We start from the raw sequence: 17,775 nt of genomic DNA, 5'->3' as shown, positions 1-17,775 counted from the left end.
GTGGAGCGTCAGGACAGGGTGTACACCCCCAGCTGGAGCGCCACGTCGGTCAGGGAGAGCACGCCGCCGCCCAGTTCCTCCGCCATTCGGTTGATGCCGTGGTGGTCGAAGTTCAGCGAGACCATGTCGTCGACCCCGTCGCCGTCGAAGTCCGCGGCGAGGAAGTTGCGGCCGCCCAACAGCGAGGCGGTGCCAAGACTCGACTGGAAGGCCGCGTCCGAGGTGAGGACCGACGGGTCCCACACACCCATGCCGCCCTCAACCCCACCGGCCACCAGCTTGCGGCCGGCCGGCCCGGTGATGAACTGCGCGGACCGCAGCGGCGCCAGGATCGAGCCGCTGGTGTCCTGGCCGTCGGCGCCGTATCCGGTGATCACCCCGAAGCCCGCCCGGTACAGCGAGCCGCCCTTGTCGTCGGTGAAGAAGTTGCCGTGGGACCACGGGCTGCCGTCCACGACGCTGTGCAGCAGTTCCCCGGTGCGCCCGTCGCGGATCTCCGTCACGACGTGCGGGGTGGCGGTGGAGATGTCGCCGGCCGTGGTGGGGTCGGTCAGTGCCATCCAGGTGTAGACGACCGCGTGCCCGTCCGCGTAGGGAATGTTCGGCGAGGCGAAGACGGCGTGGTCCAGGAGCGCGCCGTGCAGCTTGCCGTCGACCGCTCCGGCGGGTGCCTTGGGATCGGCCGTCCACTTCACGGTGCCCTTCGCACCGTCGAGCGCGACACCGTTCTGCGCGGAGTCGGCCAGGTGCAGCGCACCCACCGAGCTGTACTGCGTGTACACCTGGCCGTCACCGGTCACGGTGTCGGAGAAGACCACGTCGCCCGCCTCTGCGGGAGCCGAATACGTCCACAGCGCCTTGCCGTTGCCCTTGTAGACGCGCAGCGCGTCGGTCGGAACGAGGATCTCGGCCTTGCCCTTGCCGTCGGTGTCGGCGACCGTGACGGAGCGCACGTACTGCCCGCCGCCGTCGATGGTCGTCAGCACCTTGCCGGTGGTGCCGTCGAGCACGACCACGGCCTTCTCCGCGGCGACGATCACCTCGGGCTTCTTGTCACCGGTCACGTCACCGGTCTGGACGCTGAGCACCGCGCCGGGCACGGTGGCCTTCCACAGCAGCTTGGGCGCGCCCTTGACCAGCGACGGGCCAGACCAGGCCCACACACCGTCCGAGGTGCCCCCGGCGACCACGTCCGGCTTCTTGTCGCCGTCCAGATCGGTGGCCTGCGCGTAGTTGAGCTCGGCCTGGAGCGGCGTCAGGCTCTGCGCCTTGCCGTTGCCCACCTTGTACTCGTGGATGTTCTGCTGCGGGTCGATGGTCCGTACGTAGTCGTCGCCGCCGGAGCGGTACGGCTGCTGGAACATGGGCGAGGCGTTGAGGCCTGCCTGTCGCCAGGCGACCTTTCCCTTGGCGTTGAACGCCGTGAGCGAGCCGTACCGCAGGCTGCCGATGTTCTGCGCCAGCTCGCTGTCCGTGTCGTCCTGGGCCGCGGCGATCAGCTTGCCCCCGACGACGTCCAGGTGCCAGGTGGACGGAGCGTTCCTGGTGTTGCCGGGCGCACGCTTGGTGGTGTGCGTCCACTGGACGGTGGCGCCGTCCGAGCCGCTCAGGACGCGGACGGTGCTGGCGTTCAGGAACATGCTGGAGTCGAGCGTCGACTCGCTGACCGCGTACTCGGTCCCGCCGCCGGACGCGACGTCACCGACCGTCATGGCGGTCGGCAGGGCGTTGATCCGGGTGTCCAGCGTGATGCGCTTGCCGCTGGCCAGGTCGTAGGAGGCGATCTGGTACTTGACCGCGTCCGAGGTGTCCGCCTGCTCCAGGGCCACCATCCGGCCCCGGGCCGCGTCCAGGTGCAGCTGACGCCCGTACAGCTCGCTGTCCGTCTTCCAGACGAGGGAGCCGTCGGCGGTGTCCAGGACCAGGGTGCGGCCGCGCGCCGCGACCGTGTCGGCCTTGCTGAGGTTCCAGGAGGCGGCGACCTTCCCGTCGCCCGCGTCCTCCAGCGCGCCCCAGGCGGCCATCCCGGTTTCCCCGGTGTCATAGGTCCAGGTCGAGGAGGGGGTCAGTGCCCCGTCGGCGTACGAGAACCGGATCCCGTGCAGGGCGCCCGTCGCGTCGGCCGACGACGCGCCGTTCAGCTGGGGCGAGTCGGCGACCAGCAGCGTGCCGTCGACGATCTTGACCATTCCGGCGAAGGCGTACACCTTCGACCAGAGCGTGGCCCCGGTCTTGCCGTCGAGGACGGTCACCACCGTGCCGGACGTCATCGTGGTGCCGGGGATGGTGACGCCGGTCGGCGGGTTCATGCCGACGCTCGCCGAGAAGACCAGGTCGGGGATGCCGTCACCGGTCAGGTCGGCCGAGTCGTAACCCTGGTCGGAATAGGGCGAGAACGGGCTGACCGCGTTGTAGCCCATCTGGACCCGGGCCGGGTAGAACTCCTTCTCCCAGGGCCGCAGGTGCGTGATGCCCCAGTCCGCGTACAGCGATTCGTTGTTGCGTGCCCAGGCGGTGGAGCCGTCGGCCTTGTGGAGCTGGATGGTGGCGAGGCTGTGCACGGTGAAGTACCCGTGCGACCCGGCCGGCACCGTGGCGCCCAGTCCGCTGACGCCGTCCAGCGCGGACTTCTTGGTGAAGGTGACGGGCGTGTCCTTGGCCGCGGTGCCGGACGCCTTGGGCTTCGGCGCGCTCTTGCCGGACGAGCCCTGGAGCGATGACCCGTGATCCGGGGTGGCGGCGTCGTCCTTGGCCGTGCCGTCGCCGTCGCCGTACACGTCGACGTGGGCGTTCGCGGCCAGTTGCTTGGCCTGGGCAGCGGTGAGCCGCATCGCCGTGGGGGAGCTGTCGGCGGCCAGCGCGTGCGGGGCGGCGGTCAGCGCGAGACCGGCCGCGACGAGGGTGGAGGCGAGCCGCAGGGCCCGCCGCGAGGCGTGGGTTCTCATTACTTGCCTTCCGGCGCGATACGAACGGCGGAACCGGCGGTCAGCACCGGCTGGTTGTACGAGTACTGGAGCGCGTCGAGGCCGGCCTGGTTCTCGATGCCGACCGTCGCGCCGGCGCCGCGGTCGTCGACCGTCTTGTACTGGAGCGTCACCGCACCGGTCGCCTCGTCGAACACGGCCTCGAAGGTGGCGCGGTTGCCGGAGCCGTCCGCGTAGGCGGCCTTGTTCCAGACGACGGCGAACGTACGGTGGCCCACATCGCCCTTGGTGGCCGTCTGCACGCTCGACTTCTTGTCCAGGACCAGGTCGTCCCAGAGAGCGGCGACAACACCATTGGGCTGGGAGACGGACGGCAGCGCGACGTTGTCGAAGTCACCGAGCCGCGGCTCCATGAAGTTGATCAGACCGTTGGTGGTGACGGAGGCGCTGGTGTACGAGACGCCGTACAGCTCCACGGGGAACGGCAGCGAGATCGTCGTGGCGTCCTCGTCACCGCTGAGCGTCACGTTCTTGGTTCCCTTGACCCAGGAGTACGTCGCCGGGGAGCAGGTGTGCCCGTAGGAGTCGGTGCGGAAGGGAAGCTTGATCTTCTCCGTCGTGTCACCGGCCACCTCGACGGACTCCGTGTACACACCGTTGCAGAGCACCGGGGCGGCGGGCGTCACGGTCAGGGTGTAGCTGCCCTCGGCGACGGCCGGCAGGGTGAACGTGCCGTCGGTGCCGGTGGTGACCGGCTTCACCGGCGTACCGGAGACCTCGACGGTGGCCTTGCCCAGCGGCCGGCCCTGGACGTCCTTGACGGTGCCGGAGACCTGGTGCGAGGCGACGGCGTCGAGCGCGAAGTCCTGGCTGAGGTCCCCGCTCTCGGTGACCTCGACACCGGAGACGGTGGAGGTCGCGTAGCCGTAGCCGCTGACCTTGAAGTCGTACGTACCGGCCGACAGCGTCAGGCGGTAGCCGCCGTTCTCTGTGGTGTGCACGGCGCGCGAGGTGCCCGCGGCGTCGGTGGCCTGGACGGAGAGGCCGGACAGCGCGGCGCCGGTGGCCTTGTCGGTGGCCTTGCCGGTCACGGTACCCGCGCTGTGCGGAGCCTTCTCGATGGAGGAGTAGATGTCGAGCTTGCCCTCGCCCCAGACGTTGTTGGCGCCCGCGGTGCCGCCGCAGTGCGTGTCGTCGACGTCGGTCGCGCCCTCGTTGAGCAGGGTGCGGGTGGCGTCGATGTCACCGATGAGCGAAGGGGCCGCCGACCACAGCAGTGCCACCGCTCCGGAGACGTGCGGAGTCGCCATCGACGTACCGGAGATGGTGTTGTACGAGCTGCCCGGCCAGGTGGAGCGGACGTCGACGCCCGGGGCCGAGATGTTCGGCTTCATGGAGCCGTCGACGAGCGAGGGGCCGAAGCCGGAGAAATTCGCGATCTTCCCGGTCGAGTCGTACGCGCCGACGCCGTAGGCCGGAGCCTGTGCGCCGGGGGCCTCTGTGGTCGAGCAGGTGGAGCCGTTGCCCTTGTTGCCGGCCGCGAAGGCCTCGAAGATGCCCGCCGCGTTCCAGGCCTCGACCGTGTCCTGGTAGAACGTGGTGTTGCCGCCGCCCCAGGAGTTGTTGACGATGTTCGGGGCGAGGTCAGGGCGCGGGTTCTTGCCGTTGTGGTCGGTCGGCGCGAGGATCCACTGACCGGCCGCGAGCAGCGACGCGTCCGAGCAGGAATCGGTCTCGCAGCCCTTCGTCGCGATCCAGGTCGCGCCCGGGGCGACGCCGACGCCGTCCTTGCCGACCATCGTGCCCATGGTGTGCGTGCCGTGCCCGTTGTTGTCGCACGGGGCGCTCGTGGGGCACTGACCGCTGGCGTCGAACCAGTTGTAGTCGTGCGTGAAGGAGCCGTCGCCGTTGTTGCCCCGGTAGTTGCCGACCAGATCCGGGTGGTCGTACTGAACACCGGAGTCGAGGTCGGCGACGACGATGCCCTCGCCGCGGTCCTGGTACTCGTCCCAGACCTGGTCGGCCTTGATGTCCTTGACGCCCCACTCGGGCGCGCCGTCCTCCTCGGTGGCCGCGGCCTTCGAGGCGGCCTTGACCGCCGCCTTGGTCTCGGCCTTGGAGGGCTTGCTCTCGATGTCGTCGAGCTTGTAATGCTGCTCCTTGACGATCCGCGCGACGTCGGAGCGCTTCGAGAGTTCCGCGATCAGGTCCGCGTCACCGGTGACCTTGACGGTGTTGGCGATCCAGAAGTCCTGGTGGCCGACCTTCTTCTTGTCGAGGAAGGAGTTCAGCGAACGCTGGCTGGTCTGTGCCTTGGTCTTCAGCTCGCTGAACGCCGACTTCGCCTTCGCGGCGTGGGCGCGCTTGCTCTTGGCTGGCGACAGGTCGGCCTTGTCCTTGAGGACGACGAAGAACGACGCGTCGCCGCCGTTGTCCACGGCGTTCAGCAGGGCGGCGTCGACCTGGGCGGTCGGCCCGGATGCGGCGGCCGCGGACGGTGGGCCGATCAGCAGGCCCGTGACGGTGAGCGCTGCGGCCGCCCATGCGGCGGTTCTGCGCCGGGGCGATCGGGACAGGTGCATCGGGATGCTCCTCCAGGAACGGTACGGGGGAGTCCGGACGCTAGAGGGGCACCGTTACTCGGGCATTACAAGGCCCGGCGGGAGCGTTGGCCAGGGACTCCGTCCGGTTCAGGAGCCGTCCGGCGCACCGTCGCCCGAGTGACGGCGGGCCCACTCACGGCTCTGCGCGAGCGCCTGCTCCAGCGGCTCGAACAGCGCCCCCTCGGCGGGGATCACCCCGTCGGGGCCGAGATCCGCGGAGATGCCGGTCGCCGCCAGCAGGTGGCCGAGCTCCGGCTGCACGCCCGCCAGGACCAGCCGGGCCCCGTTCCGGTCGAGTTCACGGATCCGGCGCCGCAGCAGCTTGACCACCATGGAGGACGGTACGTCCGGCAGCCCACGCATCACGAGGACGAGCACGGCCCCCGTCGCGCCGTCCGCCCGTGGCAGCGACGCCTCGATCCTGGGGAGCTCGGCGAACAGGCTGACCCCGTCGTAGTACAGGACGGTGACCTCGCCGGGCGTCAGCCGCTCGGGAACCGGCGCCAGATGCCACCGGCCCTCCGGGTCGCGCACCAGCGCCAGCAGCCGGGCCCGGCGCGCCGCCTGGACGCAGTACAGCAGCAGCGAGAGGACCGCGCCGAGCACGATCGCCCGCTGCAACGGGATCTGAGTGGTGGCCAGGAAGGTCAGCGCCATCGCCGCGGACGACAGCCACGAGGTCCGCAGCACCAGCCGTACGTCCTGGCGCTTGCCCCGGATCAGCTCCCCGCCGACCACCAGGATCAGCCCACCGATGACCGGCATGGGGATGCGTTCGGCGAGCGGTGCGCACACCAGCACGACGGCGGCGAGCAGTACGCCCGAGAGCACCCCCGCCCACCGGGTGCGGGCGCCGGCGGAGACAGCCACCCCGGTGCGGGACAACGAGCCGCCGGCCGGCAGCGCCTGGAAGAACCCGCCCGCGAGGTTGGCCAGCCCCTGGGCCGCGAAGTCGCCGTTGACGGAGGAGCGGGAGCCATCGGGGTTCGGCACGGACGGCCCGATCCCGGCGGCCTGCGCCAGCGCCACCAGGGCCACCGCGCACGCCCCGCCGAGCAGATGCGGCACGGCGGACAGGTCGGGCGCGGAGAACCCGGGGAGCGTGGCCGGGATGTGCGCGATGTCGCGCACCAGTTCCACGTCCACACCGAACACCGCGACCCCGGCGGTCGAGACGACCATGGCGATCAGCAGGGCCACCGGCTTCAGGGGGCGCAGCAGCCCGGCGAGCGCCCACACCGTGATGGTGACGAGGGCGACGAGAGTGGTGTCGAGCTGCCAGTCCGTGACATGCGCGAGCCAGTCGCCCAGCTGGTAGAGGCGGTTGTGGCCGTGCGGATCGTAGCCGGTGGCGTCCTTGAGGACTCCGGTGACGATCTGTAGCGCGATGCCGACGGAGAAGCCCGTCATCACGGCGTTGGACACTAAGCTCAGCAGCACCCCGAGCCGCAGTGCCCCCATCAGCAGCATGACCACGCCCGCCATGAGCGTCAGGGTGGCGACGCCGCCCGTGTCCATCGGGTCGAGTCCGGCGTCCTTCAGCACGCTCTGGGAGGTGAGGGCGATCGCACTGGTGAGGGTGGTGACCATCAGGACGGTACGGGCGGTGAGCGAGCCGACGATCGCCGGTACGACGCCCGCGTACAGCCCGGCGACCGGATTGAACCCGGCGATCGCCGCGTACGCCATGCCCTCCGGGATGGAGAAGAGGCCGGTGACCAGCCCGGAACCCACATCCGCCGGTCGCGGCCTGCCCAGCCGGGACCTCGCCCGCTCGAACACGGCCCGCACCGGGCTCACGCGGCCAGGCCGCTCACCGCGTCACCCACGTACTCGACCCCCAGGACGATCGCGTCGCTCCGCACGATCGTGCCGCTCGCCGTCTCTCTGCTGGGCGTTGCCGCACCCCCTCCGACGGCCGGCGCCAGGTTCTCGGGGCCGGCGACGACGGGTGCCACGGCCAGTCCCGCCGTCCGGGACCGATGGCGATGCCGACCGCCGGGGCGGGTGCTTGTCCAATGGCGTCGCCCATGGCCGGCCTCCGTGCCGCGTCGGTTCCGCGGCCTACTGCGGAGACCGGCGGTGCATATGGGTCAAGGTAGTTGAAACATATGACAAGACGCCATGTAATGGATCAATACCCTGGTTAATACCCCGAATGGCTCAGTTCGGCTCGCGCCCATCCGCCGCAGAGCTTTCCCTGACAGGCAGACAGAAGGCGAGCCGGACGGGGCAGGGGGCAGGGTGGAGGACGCAAGCACACCGGGCGACGACGGCCCCGGACAGCAGGAGCGGTTGGAACAGTCGGAACTCGTGGGTCTGCGCAGGCGGGTGGCCGCGCTCGAAAGCGAGCACGCCCGGCCGCCTCGCCACCGGAGCCGGTCCTTCCTCGCCGCGGTGCTCATCACGGTGGGATGCCTGCTCGCCCCGCTCTCCGTCGTCGCCGCCTGGGCGGCCGACCAAGTGGGGGACACCGGCCGCTACGTGGACACGGTCGCACCTCTGGCGTCCGATCCCGACGTCCAGGACGCCGTGGCCGGGCGGGTGACCGACGCGCTCATGACCCGGATCGACCTCCCGGCCCTCCTCGCCGACGTGGCGCCCGCGGACCGGCCCCGCCTGGAGAAGGCGCTGGGGCCGCTGGGCGACTCGCTGGAGGACGCGGTCCGCAGCTTCGTACACGACAAGGCGCGCGCGGCCGTGTCCTCCGACGCGTTCGAGACGGTCTGGACCGAGACCAACCGCCGGGCCCACAGCGCCGTGGACAAGGCGCTGACCGGCAAGGGCGGCGGAGCCGTCGAGCTGACCGACGACGCGGTCACGCTCGACCTGGCCCCCGTGGTCGACCAGGTCAAGCAACGCCTGGTCGACGCCGGTCTGACGGTCGCCGGACGGATCCCCGAGATCCACACCGACATCACGCTCGTCAGATCCGACGACATCGGCAAGGTCAAGACGTACGTGCGGATCCTGCAGTTCCTGGGCAACTGGCTCCCGGTGATCGCGGTCCTCCTGATCGCCGCCGGGGTACTGCTCGCGGTACGCCGACGCCGGGCTCTGGTCGCGGGAAGCCTCGGCGCCGCGGCAGCCGCCGGTGTCCTCGGCATCGGACTGCGGGTCTTCCGAGTGGTCTACCTGGACGCGCTGCCCGCCGACGTCTCCCAGGGAGCGGCGGGCGCGGTCTACGACGCCATGACCCGCTTCCTGCAGACCACGGTCCGGATGGTCGTCGCCGTCGGCGTCGTCATCGCCCTGGCCGCCTGGCTCACCGGTCCGGGCCGGCGCGCCGGACTCGTACGACGGCTGTGGGTCACCGGCATCGCGGCGGTGCGCTCCACCGCCGACGGCGCCGGACTGCGCACCGGGCCGGTGGGCCCCTTCGTGCGCCGCCGCCGCACCTGGATCACCTGGCTGCTGGTGGCCGCCTCACTGGTGGTGTACCTGCTGTGGTCGCACCCCACCGGCTGGGTGGTCGTCGGCATCGCGCTGTGCCTGCTGTTCCTCCTGGCCGTGGTGGAGTTCCTGGCGGCCCGGCCGGGCACGGGGGACCGGGGCCCGGTGGCGCCCCCTGCCTGACCGGACGCGGTCACCCGATAGCAATGACCTCCGCGATGGCGGGAGTCGAAGCGGGCGCGGCTGACGGCTCCCGGAGGCCCCGGCTCTCCTGACTCTCCGCGCTCTCCTAACTCTCCGGACTCTCCGGGGCGTCCTTGACGAAGACGATCCCGTCGATCCGGTCCAGGTGGGCCGGATCGAGCGGCGCGTAGCCGTAGTACGGGGACACCCGGGGAGCGGGCCGCGTGTCACCGAGGGAGGCGGCCAGCCCCGCCGCGCCGACGACGCAGCGGTCCTCCGGGAGCGCGTACAGGAGCCCCTCGACGGTGTCCGGCGGCGGAGTGTCCACACCGTGGTGCCGGAGCGTGCCGAGCACCGTGGCGAGAAAGGCGTACTCCTCGCCCAGGCGGGCGCTCACGAGTGCGCCGGCGCTCCACCACTCCAGCGGGCGGCCGGCCATCCGCGTCGTACTCCTGTCCCGCTGGAGGTGCCCGTTGTGGGCGCTGACCAGTGCCGGACCCCGCTCGGCCAGGGCGAGCAGGTTGCCGGCCATCATCGAGTCCCGCAGGCCCATCAGCCAGGAGAAGCGGTTCTGTGATGTGTCGGCCATCCAGAAGTGGTACCGGAGCAGTCCGACGGCGGTGCGGCCGTACAGGCGTGCCCGGTGCCAGCCCTCCCGCGAGTCCGCCGCGATCAGCTGCGGTGCCCGGGCATCGAGCAGCGCCACGAGATCGTCGGTGAGCAGCCGCAGCCGCTCGGCCTCCTCCGACCGCCCGAACGACCGGGCCGGGTCCATCATCGCGGCGGGCTCTGTCCACCGGTCGTCCGGGCCGAGCAGCCGGTCGAGCGTCTCCGCGGCGCAGGGGAGCAGGTCCGCGTCCACGTGGGACGAGAGGTGACCGTGGAGCGCGATGAGGGACTGCCGGGGGCTCGCGGCGCCGGTGATCTCCAGCGGCCCGTCGAATCCGGCGAAGCGGACCTGTTCGGAGGCGGGCCGGCCCTCGTTGTGCTCCCGCATCCACCGTACGAGATCGCGGTTGCCCGCGAAGGCGCCCCAATCGTGGCTGAATCCGTGCTCCATGACCTCGTCGAGCGTGCCCGTGCCCGAGGTGACGTAGCCGTCCACGAGCAGGCCCATCAGGCAGTCGCTCTCGATCGCGATCGTGCGGTAGCCCTCCTGCTCGACCAGTTGGCGGAAGAGCGCGTTGCGTGCGTCCAGCACCGCCCCCGCGCCATGGGTGGGCTCGCCCAGGGCGAGCAGCCGAGGAGGCCGGTCCGGGAGCAGTTTCATGACGGCGGAGGCCTCCACGGCCTGTGCGATGTCCTTGATTCCAGTAGCCATGCCTTCAACGCTATCGTTGAACCAACGGTGGAAACTTTTCGCACAACCGGCTTGAAAATAGCGGGGAGTTGGATGGTACGTGGGGAAAAACCTTCAAAGCGGTGAGCGGCTCAGGCCGGTTGATCTGGCACGTGGGCACGGTCTGTCCACGCAGGCGGTGCGGAACTACGAGGAGGCCGGCATCCTGCCGCCGGCCGGCCGCGCCCCCAACGGCTACCGCACCTACACGCCGCTGCACGCGGTCGCCCTGCGCGCGTTTCTCGCCCTGGTGCCCGGCCACGGCCACCGGACGGCGACGCTGATCATGCGGGCGGTGAACGAGGGCGCGGCAGGTCACGCGTTCCGCCTCATCGACGAGAGCCACGCCCAGCTCCTCGACGACCGCCGGACCCTCCAGGCAGTGGAGAGCGCCCTCCGCGAACTGGGTTCCGCTCCGGCGTCCGAGCCTGGCGCGGACACCGGAGCGAGCGGCGGCGTGTTCATCGGGCCGCTCGCCGGGAGGCTCGGGATCCGCCCCGCGACGCTGCGGAAATGGGAGGGCGCCGGACTGCTGAGCCCGCACCGCGACCCGCTGACCGGCTACCGCGTCTACGACGAGGCCGACGTGCGGGATGCCCGGCTGGCCCATCAACTGAGGCGGGGCGGCTACCTGCTGGAGCAGATCGCGCCGCTGATCGCTCAGGTGCGGGCGGCCGGCGGCCCCGAACCGCTGGAGGCGGCCCTGGGCGACTGGCGCGCCCGGCTGGCCGCCCGCGGCCGGGCGATGCTGACCGGGGCCGCGGAGCTCGACGGATACCTCCGCGAACGTCACGGCTGAGACCTGGGGCCTGGGAGCGGAGTCAGGGGAGCACGGCTCTGTCGCCGCCCTCGCTGTGGCTGGGGCGCGGTACGGCCCCGCTGCCGGGCGGTGGCGGGTAGAACCGCCGGGCCCAGCGCCGGAACGGGCCGATCGGGCCGTCACCGGAGGCCAGCCGGGGTGGCTGCTGGTACTGCTTGTGGTGCCAGATCGGGAAGTCGGCCGCGGTGAACTCGCAACTGGACCGGAAGATGACCCGGTCCAGAAGCCGGGCGGCGGTACGGCTGACCGCCCGCGCGAGCGGGGCCGGCAGCCGGCCCGGCTCGGTGAAGGCGACGCGGTTCAGCTGCCGGAACTGCATCCGGTTGGGCGCGATCGCCGTCGGCATCACCATCGTGCACATCCGCAGCCCGAACCGCGGCGTGTACACGTCGGCGTGCAGGCAGCCGAGCCCGTACCCGTCCACCTCGATATCGACGGTGAAACTGCCCACGAGCGGAGCCGTCTCGTGGGCCCGCATGGATACGTGGAACGCGGCGTCGTCGTACACCACCGGCCCGCCGATCTCGGCCTTGGACCAGCCGTGCAGGGTGGCGAAGTGCCCGAGGTCCACCGAGTTCTCGATGACCTCCTGGACGTTACCGGCCAGCTCCCAGGCGGCCGTGCGGGCGGGCCGGTGGCCGATCTCGTGCCAGCGGGGGACCGTCCAGTCCGGGGCGCGGCCGTCATGGTGGCGCCACACGAAGACGGCGCCGTTGACCTCGTCGACGGGTAACTGCGTCAGCGTGGAACGCGGCGGCGGCGTGCCGTACCCCGTGCGCACGCACGCGCCGTCGGGGCCGAACGCGAAGAAGTGGAAGGGACACGTGAGCTCGTCCCCCTCGACCTTCGCCAGCCCGAGATGGGCGCCGAGATGCGGACAGTACGGCTGGACGGCCCGCAGCGCCCCGCTGCCCAGCCGGTACAGCACGACGTCCTGCCCCGCCAGCGGCCGGGTCAGGACGGTGCCCGGCCGCAGTTCGTGCGAGAAGGCCAGTGCGGACCAGCCGCTCGGGTAGGGCAGGGCCGGCGCCCCGGCGGTGTCCGCCGGGGTCGGACCCTCGCTGATGGTGCGCCCGTACTCGGGTGACACTTCCAAGACTTCCCCTTCGACGACGTCCCGTTCACGGTCTTTCGCCGGGAGACTGCCCCGGACCTCCGCCCGCTCCCCTCAACGCGTCGCACGCCACCCGAACGGGATCTGCCGCGCGAGGAGTTGACGGCGGGGGAGCAGACGGGGCCTCAGGGGTGGCGAGCAGCCGTTCCGGACCCGTGTCCCATGTTCTCGGTGAGCGTGATCCCCGCTCCTGTGGGACGAATGGAGTGCCCCGCCCGGAGACGGGCCGTGTGCCGTCGGGGCCTGGAGCGGCCGAGGGCATCAGGTGACCAGGCCGCTATGCATCGCTGCCGGTCGCCCGGGTACCCGCAACGGGTCGGATGCCTACTGGAGGAAGTGAGCACACCGTGAACGACGTTCACTCGAATGGCCGCGGGAGCGGCGCGGACCCGATTCCCCGTGACCCGCCCGATCAGCAGGCCGGGGTCGATGAGGACCCCCTGGACGTGGTCGGCGGCACGAAGCGGCGGACGGCCGACGACCGGCCGGATCCGGGGATCCCCGACACGGACGAGGCGGGCACCGGCCGCCGCGGCGCCTCGCAGGCCGGCCACCGGCATCATCCCGAACACCCCGCGCCCGACGAACCGTCCGGCTGACGTGCGGGCGGTCCCGTACTGGCTCTCCTCAGACCTCGCCGAGGTCCGAGGAGAGCCAGTGCTGCGGCCTCATGTGGATGACGACCTGCTCGCCGTGCTCCTTCCAGGCGAAGTCGACGTAACCCTCGACCTTCTCGGCGGGGAGGTAGCGCGACGACATCTCCACCAGGAGTTCGCGGGTGGCCGGGACGGTCGAGACGACGGGGCCCTCGACCGAGACGTACCGGACGGTCGGTGAGACGCGGTCGACCATCAGGCAGAACCGGCCGGCCGCCGCGATCGCCTTCCCCTTGCGGGAGTTGAGCCCGGTCATGATCCAGACGTCGCCGCCCGGCCGGTACTGGTACCAGATGGGGACCGTCAGCGGGGACCGGTCCTGCTCGGTCGCGGTCACGGCCAGTGCCGCGACGTGGGGCTCCGCCAGAAACTGCTCGCGCTCTTCACGGGTCAAAGCCACGGGGACTCCTTCGTGGTGGGTGTCGTGAGCTTCTGGTGCTGAATTATGCAGCGTCGGTGCCGTCTCGTCCTGGCGGCCGCGGCGTGCGCGTCAGGGTGTCAGGACGATGCGCTGACCGGGGGCGGTCGGGGTGTTCCACGCCTCCTCGACCTGGCTGAGCGGGATGAGCAGAGGGTCCACGGCGAGTTCTCCGGAGACGATCCGCTCGGCCAGCGACGGCAGCTCGGCGACGATTGCGGCGGTGCTCACCGAGCCCTGGCCACTGCCCATGACGTTCAGGTTCGCCGCGCGCAGCAGGGACGAGGGCAGGTTGATGTTCTGGCCGGCCATGGACCCGATCTGGATCCAGGTCAGCGCCTTCGCGCGGTCGGCGCGGGCCATCAGCAGTGCGGGCATGGCCTGCTGGGTGACGTGGCCCCACAGGTAGTCGATGACGACGTCGACGTCCGCGGCCGCCTGCCCGAGCCGCTCGGCCACGGTCTCCTCGTCGCCGCTCAGGCTCACCGTCTCGTCGGCTCCGATGCCCTCCAGCAGCCGGAGCCGCTCCGGGGAGCGGCCCGCGCCGATCACCCGCCCGGCCCCGAGGTGCCGGGCGATCTGGACGGCGAGCTGACCGGCGTTGCCCGTGGCGCCCAGGACCAGCACGGAGGTGCCGGGCCGCAACGAGATGCGGGAGCGCAGCGCCACCCAGGAGGACATGCCGGGGTTCATCGCCGCTGCCACGTCCGCCGGGTCCGTGCCGGACGGCAGCGCGATGGCCCGGCGGCGGTCGACCACCGCCTGCTCCGCCATGGTGCCGGGAGCCGTGTCCGGGGCGACGAAGTAGAGCAGTTCGCCCTCCTGGGTGCGGCCGACCGCGTCGAATCCGGGGATCAGGGGCAGAGTGCCGTCGGAGGTGTAGTGACTGCCGTTGGCGGCCGAGCGGACCCGGGGGTGGAGACCGGCGGCCAGGACCTCGACCAGGACCTCGTGGTCCCCGGAGGCGCTGGGGGTCGGGAAGTTCTCGAACCGGGGTGGCGAGCCGAAGGACCGTACTACTGCGGCGTGCATGGGGTTCTCCCGTTCCGCTGTGGCTGCCGCGACCATTTGGTTTGCGGCACGTACTAAATTCGAAAATAGTTTGTGCCGCGTACTACGTCAAATAGGCTGGCCCCATGACCCTTGAATCCGACCCGTCCGGCCTTGCCGCCGACGGGCCCCCGAACACGGTGGACGCGCTGGTGCAGCTGTCCTTCCTGATCCACCGCATCGTCTCCGCCGCCGGCGCCGGGCACGACCTGTCGGTCATCCAGATCAGGCTGCTCGGCATCCTGCGCGACCGGCGGGCGGGCATGGTCGAACTCGGACGCCACCTCGGCCTGGACAAGTCCTCGATGACCGGACTGGTCGGCCGCGCGGAGAAGCGCGGCCTGGTCGAGCGCACCCCCTCCCCGTACGACGGCCGCGCCGTCCTCGTCGCACTGACCCCCGACGGCAGACGGCTCGCCGGGCAGTGCGCGGACGAGATCGGCCGCCGGGTGACCGCGCTCACCGACGAACTGCCCGCCGACGGGCGCGCCCGGCTCACCGAGCTCGCCGCCTCACTCCTGGCACGGGCGGGCGGGTCCGGCGCCCCGGAGCGGACGTGCTGAGAAGGGCGCGGAACCACGGGGGCGGCCGCGCGGGCGGAGGTACCCTCGTCGCATGGACGACCAGCGCCTCGCCAACCTCGCGCACCTGCGCCGGGCACGGGATCTCGTCGACCGGGAGTACGCGCGACCGCTCGACGTGGCGGCCATGGCGAGCCGCGCACTGATGTCACCGGGGCACTTCTCCCGGGCCTTCCGGGAGGCGTACGGCGAGACGCCGTACAGCTACCTCATGACGCGGCGGGTCGAGCGGGCGATGGCGCTGCTGCGCGCGGGCATGAGCGTGACCGACGCGTGCATGACGGTCGGCTGTACCTCCCTCGGCTCGTTCAGCTCACGGTTCACCGAACTGGTTGGCATGACGCCGAGCGCGTACCGGGCCGGTGACCACAGCGCCGTGCTGGCGCTGCCCGCGTGTCTGGCCAAGGCACACACCCGGCCGGTCAGGGACCGGCCGGCCGCCATCGGTGAGGCGTCGGCCTGACCCGTGCGCGGCTACCGGGACCCGTGTCGACAACGCCTACTCGGCGGCCGGGAGATCGCCGGAAGCGGAAGCGGAACCTGGCGCCCCGGCCGCCGACGCGAGCATGGCGATCAGGTCCCGTACCTGCTCCCTGGGGTCGGCGCCGCCCGACCGGCCCGTCATCAGCAGATGATGGGTGGTTCCGACCGCGGCGAGCGCGACCGCGGCCGTGTCGGTGCCTGACGCGACGCGGCCGAGGCGCTGTTCGGCGTCCAGGTACCGGGTGATCGACTCCTGGACCGCGGAGAAGCCCGGCGCCCCCGACTCCAGTGCCTGACGCAGCCGCAGGGAGGCGGCGGGGCGGGTCATGGCCAGACCGGCGATCGTCGGACCGGCGGAGTCCAGCAGCGCGAGCGCGACATCGCGGAGGTTATCGGCCACGGTGCCCGTGCCCGCCCGTTCGGCGAGCTCCCCGGCCGCCCGTGCGGTGTCCGCGAACCTGTCGAGCACCAGATCCGCGACGAACTCGTCCAGCCCGGCGAAATGGGCGTGCAGCACGCCCTTGGCGCAGCCCGCCTCCGCGGTGATCGCCCGGCTGGTCAGTGCGCCCGGCCCCTCGCGGGCCAGCACGCGCTCCGCGGCGGCGAACAGCCGCTCCCGAACGTCCGGCATCGCTACTCCACGCGGTGACATGAGGCTCCTCCCGAATCCTGATTCCCGGTTGCCAGTATGGGCGCGCGCCCATACCGTGATGGGCACACGCCCATCATAGGTCCGGCGTTCCGCACCCAGCAGGAGGCACCCGATGTCCGACATCGCCAACAGCGAGCAGGCGCAGGCATGGAACGGCTACGAAGGCGCCTACTGGGCGCGCAATCAGGACCGCTGGGACGCGGTGAACGGGGGATTCGACGAACCGCTGCTCACCGCCGCCGCGATAGGCGAGCGGGACCGGGTGCTCGATGTCGGCTGCGGAGCCGGAAAGACGGCACGGCTCGCCGCGGAGCGGGCGCCGCGCGGGAGGGTGCTGGGGGTCGACCTGTCACGCCCCATGCTGGAGCGCGCCCGGCTGACGGCGGAGCGGGAGGGCGTCGGCAACACGACGTTCGAGCACGCGGACGCCCAGGTCCACCCCTTCGAACCCGCCGCCTTCGACGTGGCGGTCAGCCGGTTCGGGGTGATGTTCTTCGGTGACCCCGTCGCGGCCTTCGGCAACATCGGCCGTGCCCTGCGCCCCGGCGGCCGCCTGGCGTTCATCTGCGCGGCGGAGGCCGGGGACAACGAGTGGATCACGGCCATGGCCGCGTTGCGCGACCACCTCCCCTTCGGGGAGTTCGGGACGTCGGGCGGGCCGGGCATGTTCTCCCTGGCCGATCCGGACCGCATCCGCACCGTGCTGTCCGCCGCCGGGTTCGTGGACATCGCCGTCGCGGGCGTGGAGGCGTACGGGGACTGGGGGCCCGACGCGGAGGGCGCGGCGGACTTCCTGCTGGACAGCGGCCCCGGACGCCATCTGACCGATCAGGTGGACCGGGCGACCCGCGACCGCGCCCGCGAGGCTCTGGTGAACCGGCTGCGCGGCCACCGGGAGCGCGGCGCCGTCCGGCTGCGCGGCACCGCCTGGCTGGTCACCGCGGACCGCCCGGCGTAACGGCCGCCCGGTGGCTGAGCGGGCGCCGGGCGGCCGTGCGTGGGGCGTGCCTCGCTTGCGGCCGGGAGACGGGGGCGGCAGGGTTCGGGGGTGTGGCCACATTGCTGATCGTCCATCACACGCCCTCGCCGAACTGCCAGGCGCTGTTCGAAGCCGTCGTCTCCGGTGCGACGACGGAGGGGATCGAGGGAGTCCGGGTCGTGCGGCGCGCCGCGCTGGCCGCCACGGCGTCCGACGTGCTCGACGCCGACGGGGTGCTGCTGGGGACCCCGGCCAACCTCGGCTACATGTCCGGCGCCCTCAAGCACTTCTTCGACCAGGTCTACTACCCCTGCCTGGACGCGACGCGTGGCCACCACTTCGGGTACTACGTGCACGGCGGCAACGACGTCACCGGGGCCGTCCGCGCCATCGAGTCGATCACCACGGGTCTGGGATGGCGCCGGGCGGCGGACGCCGTGACGGTGACCGGAGAGCCGGGCAAGGCCGATACCGAGGCGTGCTGGGAGCTGGGGGCGACGCTCGCGAGTGGCCTGATGGACTGACTGCGGGGGCCGGTCTCCGAGGCCGCTCTCGGGGGCCGTCGCCCGAGCGGCCCGGC

16 protein-coding genes are annotated in these 17,775 nt (G+C 71.7%); 7 read left to right on the top strand and 9 right to left on the bottom strand.

Features of this window, described 5'->3' with window-relative positions:
* Positions 1–8: 8 nt before the first annotated feature.
* The 4 genes from ACFVQ0_RS01970 to ACFVQ0_RS01955 form a co-directional block, all read right to left on the bottom strand.
* Positions 9–2,945: an FG-GAP repeat domain-containing protein gene (locus ACFVQ0_RS01970; protein WP_390083596.1), complete on the bottom strand. Its 2,937-nt coding sequence runs from the start codon at positions 2,943–2,945 to the stop codon at positions 9–11.
* The gene (locus ACFVQ0_RS01965) at positions 2,945–5,506 is read right to left on the bottom strand and encodes a S8 family serine peptidase (RefSeq protein ID WP_390083594.1); all 2,562 of its coding nucleotides are present in this window, start codon (positions 5,504–5,506) and stop codon (positions 2,945–2,947) included. Before ACFVQ0_RS01965 ends, ACFVQ0_RS01970 begins: the two co-directional genes overlap by 1 nt.
* Before the next feature lie 108 nt (positions 5,507–5,614).
* Positions 5,615–7,327 (bottom strand): SulP family inorganic anion transporter, encoded by a 1,713-nt coding sequence (locus ACFVQ0_RS01960; protein WP_390083592.1) that lies wholly within the window; start codon positions 7,325–7,327, stop codon positions 5,615–5,617.
* Complete coding sequence (locus ACFVQ0_RS01955) at positions 7,324–7,485, bottom strand: hypothetical protein (protein ID WP_390083590.1); 162 nt, start codon at positions 7,483–7,485, stop codon at positions 7,324–7,326. Before ACFVQ0_RS01955 ends, ACFVQ0_RS01960 begins: the two co-directional genes overlap by 4 nt.
* A gap of 286 nt (positions 7,486–7,771) precedes the next feature.
* Between ACFVQ0_RS01955 and ACFVQ0_RS01950 the strand changes: the two genes are divergently transcribed.
* The gene (locus ACFVQ0_RS01950; protein WP_390083588.1) at positions 7,772–9,103 is read left to right on the top strand and encodes a hypothetical protein; all 1,332 of its coding nucleotides are present in this window, start codon (positions 7,772–7,774) and stop codon (positions 9,101–9,103) included.
* Positions 9,104–9,209: 106 nt separating this feature from the next.
* Here ACFVQ0_RS01950 and ACFVQ0_RS01945 read toward each other — a convergent pair whose 3' ends face one another.
* The gene (locus ACFVQ0_RS01945) at positions 9,210–10,424 is read right to left on the bottom strand and encodes an erythromycin esterase family protein (protein WP_390083586.1); all 1,215 of its coding nucleotides are present in this window, start codon (positions 10,422–10,424) and stop codon (positions 9,210–9,212) included.
* A 79-nt stretch (positions 10,425–10,503) separates the two neighbouring features.
* Between ACFVQ0_RS01945 and ACFVQ0_RS01940 the strand changes: the two genes are divergently transcribed.
* Positions 10,504–11,241 carry a TioE family transcriptional regulator gene (locus ACFVQ0_RS01940; protein WP_390083584.1) on the top strand — a complete coding sequence of 246 codons (738 nt, stop codon included), beginning with the start codon at positions 10,504–10,506 and terminating at the stop codon, positions 11,239–11,241.
* Between the two features lie 22 nt (positions 11,242–11,263).
* Here ACFVQ0_RS01940 and ACFVQ0_RS01935 read toward each other — a convergent pair whose 3' ends face one another.
* Positions 11,264–12,358, bottom strand: a complete 1,095-nt coding sequence (locus ACFVQ0_RS01935) for a Rieske 2Fe-2S domain-containing protein (RefSeq protein ID WP_390083582.1) — start codon at positions 12,356–12,358, stop codon at positions 11,264–11,266.
* Positions 12,359–12,723: 365 nt separating this feature from the next.
* On the opposite strand from ACFVQ0_RS01935, the gene ACFVQ0_RS01930 reads away from it, so the two are divergent.
* Entirely contained in the window at positions 12,724–12,975 is a 252-nt protein-coding gene (locus ACFVQ0_RS01930) for a hypothetical protein (RefSeq protein WP_390083580.1), read from the top strand.
* Between the two features lie 28 nt (positions 12,976–13,003).
* Here ACFVQ0_RS01930 and ACFVQ0_RS01925 read toward each other — a convergent pair whose 3' ends face one another.
* Together ACFVQ0_RS01925 and ACFVQ0_RS01920 are read right to left on the bottom strand one after the other, a co-directional pair.
* On the bottom strand, positions 13,004–13,432 hold the full coding sequence (locus ACFVQ0_RS01925) for a pyridoxamine 5'-phosphate oxidase family protein (protein WP_390083578.1): 429 nt from the start codon (positions 13,430–13,432) through the stop codon (positions 13,004–13,006).
* 90 nt (positions 13,433–13,522) lie between these two features.
* Entirely contained in the window at positions 13,523–14,482 is a 960-nt protein-coding gene (locus ACFVQ0_RS01920; protein WP_390083576.1) for a zinc-binding alcohol dehydrogenase family protein, read from the bottom strand.
* A gap of 104 nt (positions 14,483–14,586) precedes the next feature.
* Here ACFVQ0_RS01920 and ACFVQ0_RS01915 point away from each other — a divergent pair, with 104 nt between their 5' ends.
* Both ACFVQ0_RS01915 and ACFVQ0_RS01910 read left to right on the top strand, forming a co-directional pair.
* A complete protein-coding gene (locus ACFVQ0_RS01915) occupies positions 14,587–15,063 on the top strand; it encodes a MarR family winged helix-turn-helix transcriptional regulator (protein ID WP_390083574.1) in 477 nt (158 codons plus the stop codon).
* Between the two features lie 52 nt (positions 15,064–15,115).
* Positions 15,116–15,544 carry a helix-turn-helix transcriptional regulator gene (locus ACFVQ0_RS01910; protein WP_390083572.1) on the top strand — a complete coding sequence of 143 codons (429 nt, stop codon included), beginning with the start codon at positions 15,116–15,118 and terminating at the stop codon, positions 15,542–15,544.
* 36 nt (positions 15,545–15,580) lie between these two features.
* Here the strand turns inward: ACFVQ0_RS01910 and ACFVQ0_RS01905 are convergent, their stop codons facing one another.
* The gene (locus ACFVQ0_RS01905) at positions 15,581–16,216 is read right to left on the bottom strand and encodes a TetR/AcrR family transcriptional regulator (protein WP_390083570.1); all 636 of its coding nucleotides are present in this window, start codon (positions 16,214–16,216) and stop codon (positions 15,581–15,583) included.
* Between the two features lie 112 nt (positions 16,217–16,328).
* Here ACFVQ0_RS01905 and ACFVQ0_RS01900 point away from each other — a divergent pair, with 112 nt between their 5' ends.
* Positions 16,329–17,174, top strand: coding sequence for a class I SAM-dependent methyltransferase (locus ACFVQ0_RS01900; RefSeq protein ID WP_390083568.1), 846 nt, complete (start codon positions 16,329–16,331; stop codon positions 17,172–17,174).
* A gap of 92 nt (positions 17,175–17,266) precedes the next feature.
* Entirely contained in the window at positions 17,267–17,719 is a 453-nt protein-coding gene (locus ACFVQ0_RS01895) for a flavodoxin family protein (protein ID WP_390083566.1), read from the top strand.
* Positions 17,720–17,775: the final 56 nt, after the last annotated feature.

It is taken from the genome of Streptomyces sp. NPDC057900 (assembly GCF_042887885.1).
Taxonomy (GTDB): Bacteria; Actinomycetota; Actinomycetes; order Streptomycetales; family Streptomycetaceae; genus Streptomyces.
This window is presented reverse-complemented; position numbering and strand designations above follow the sequence as displayed.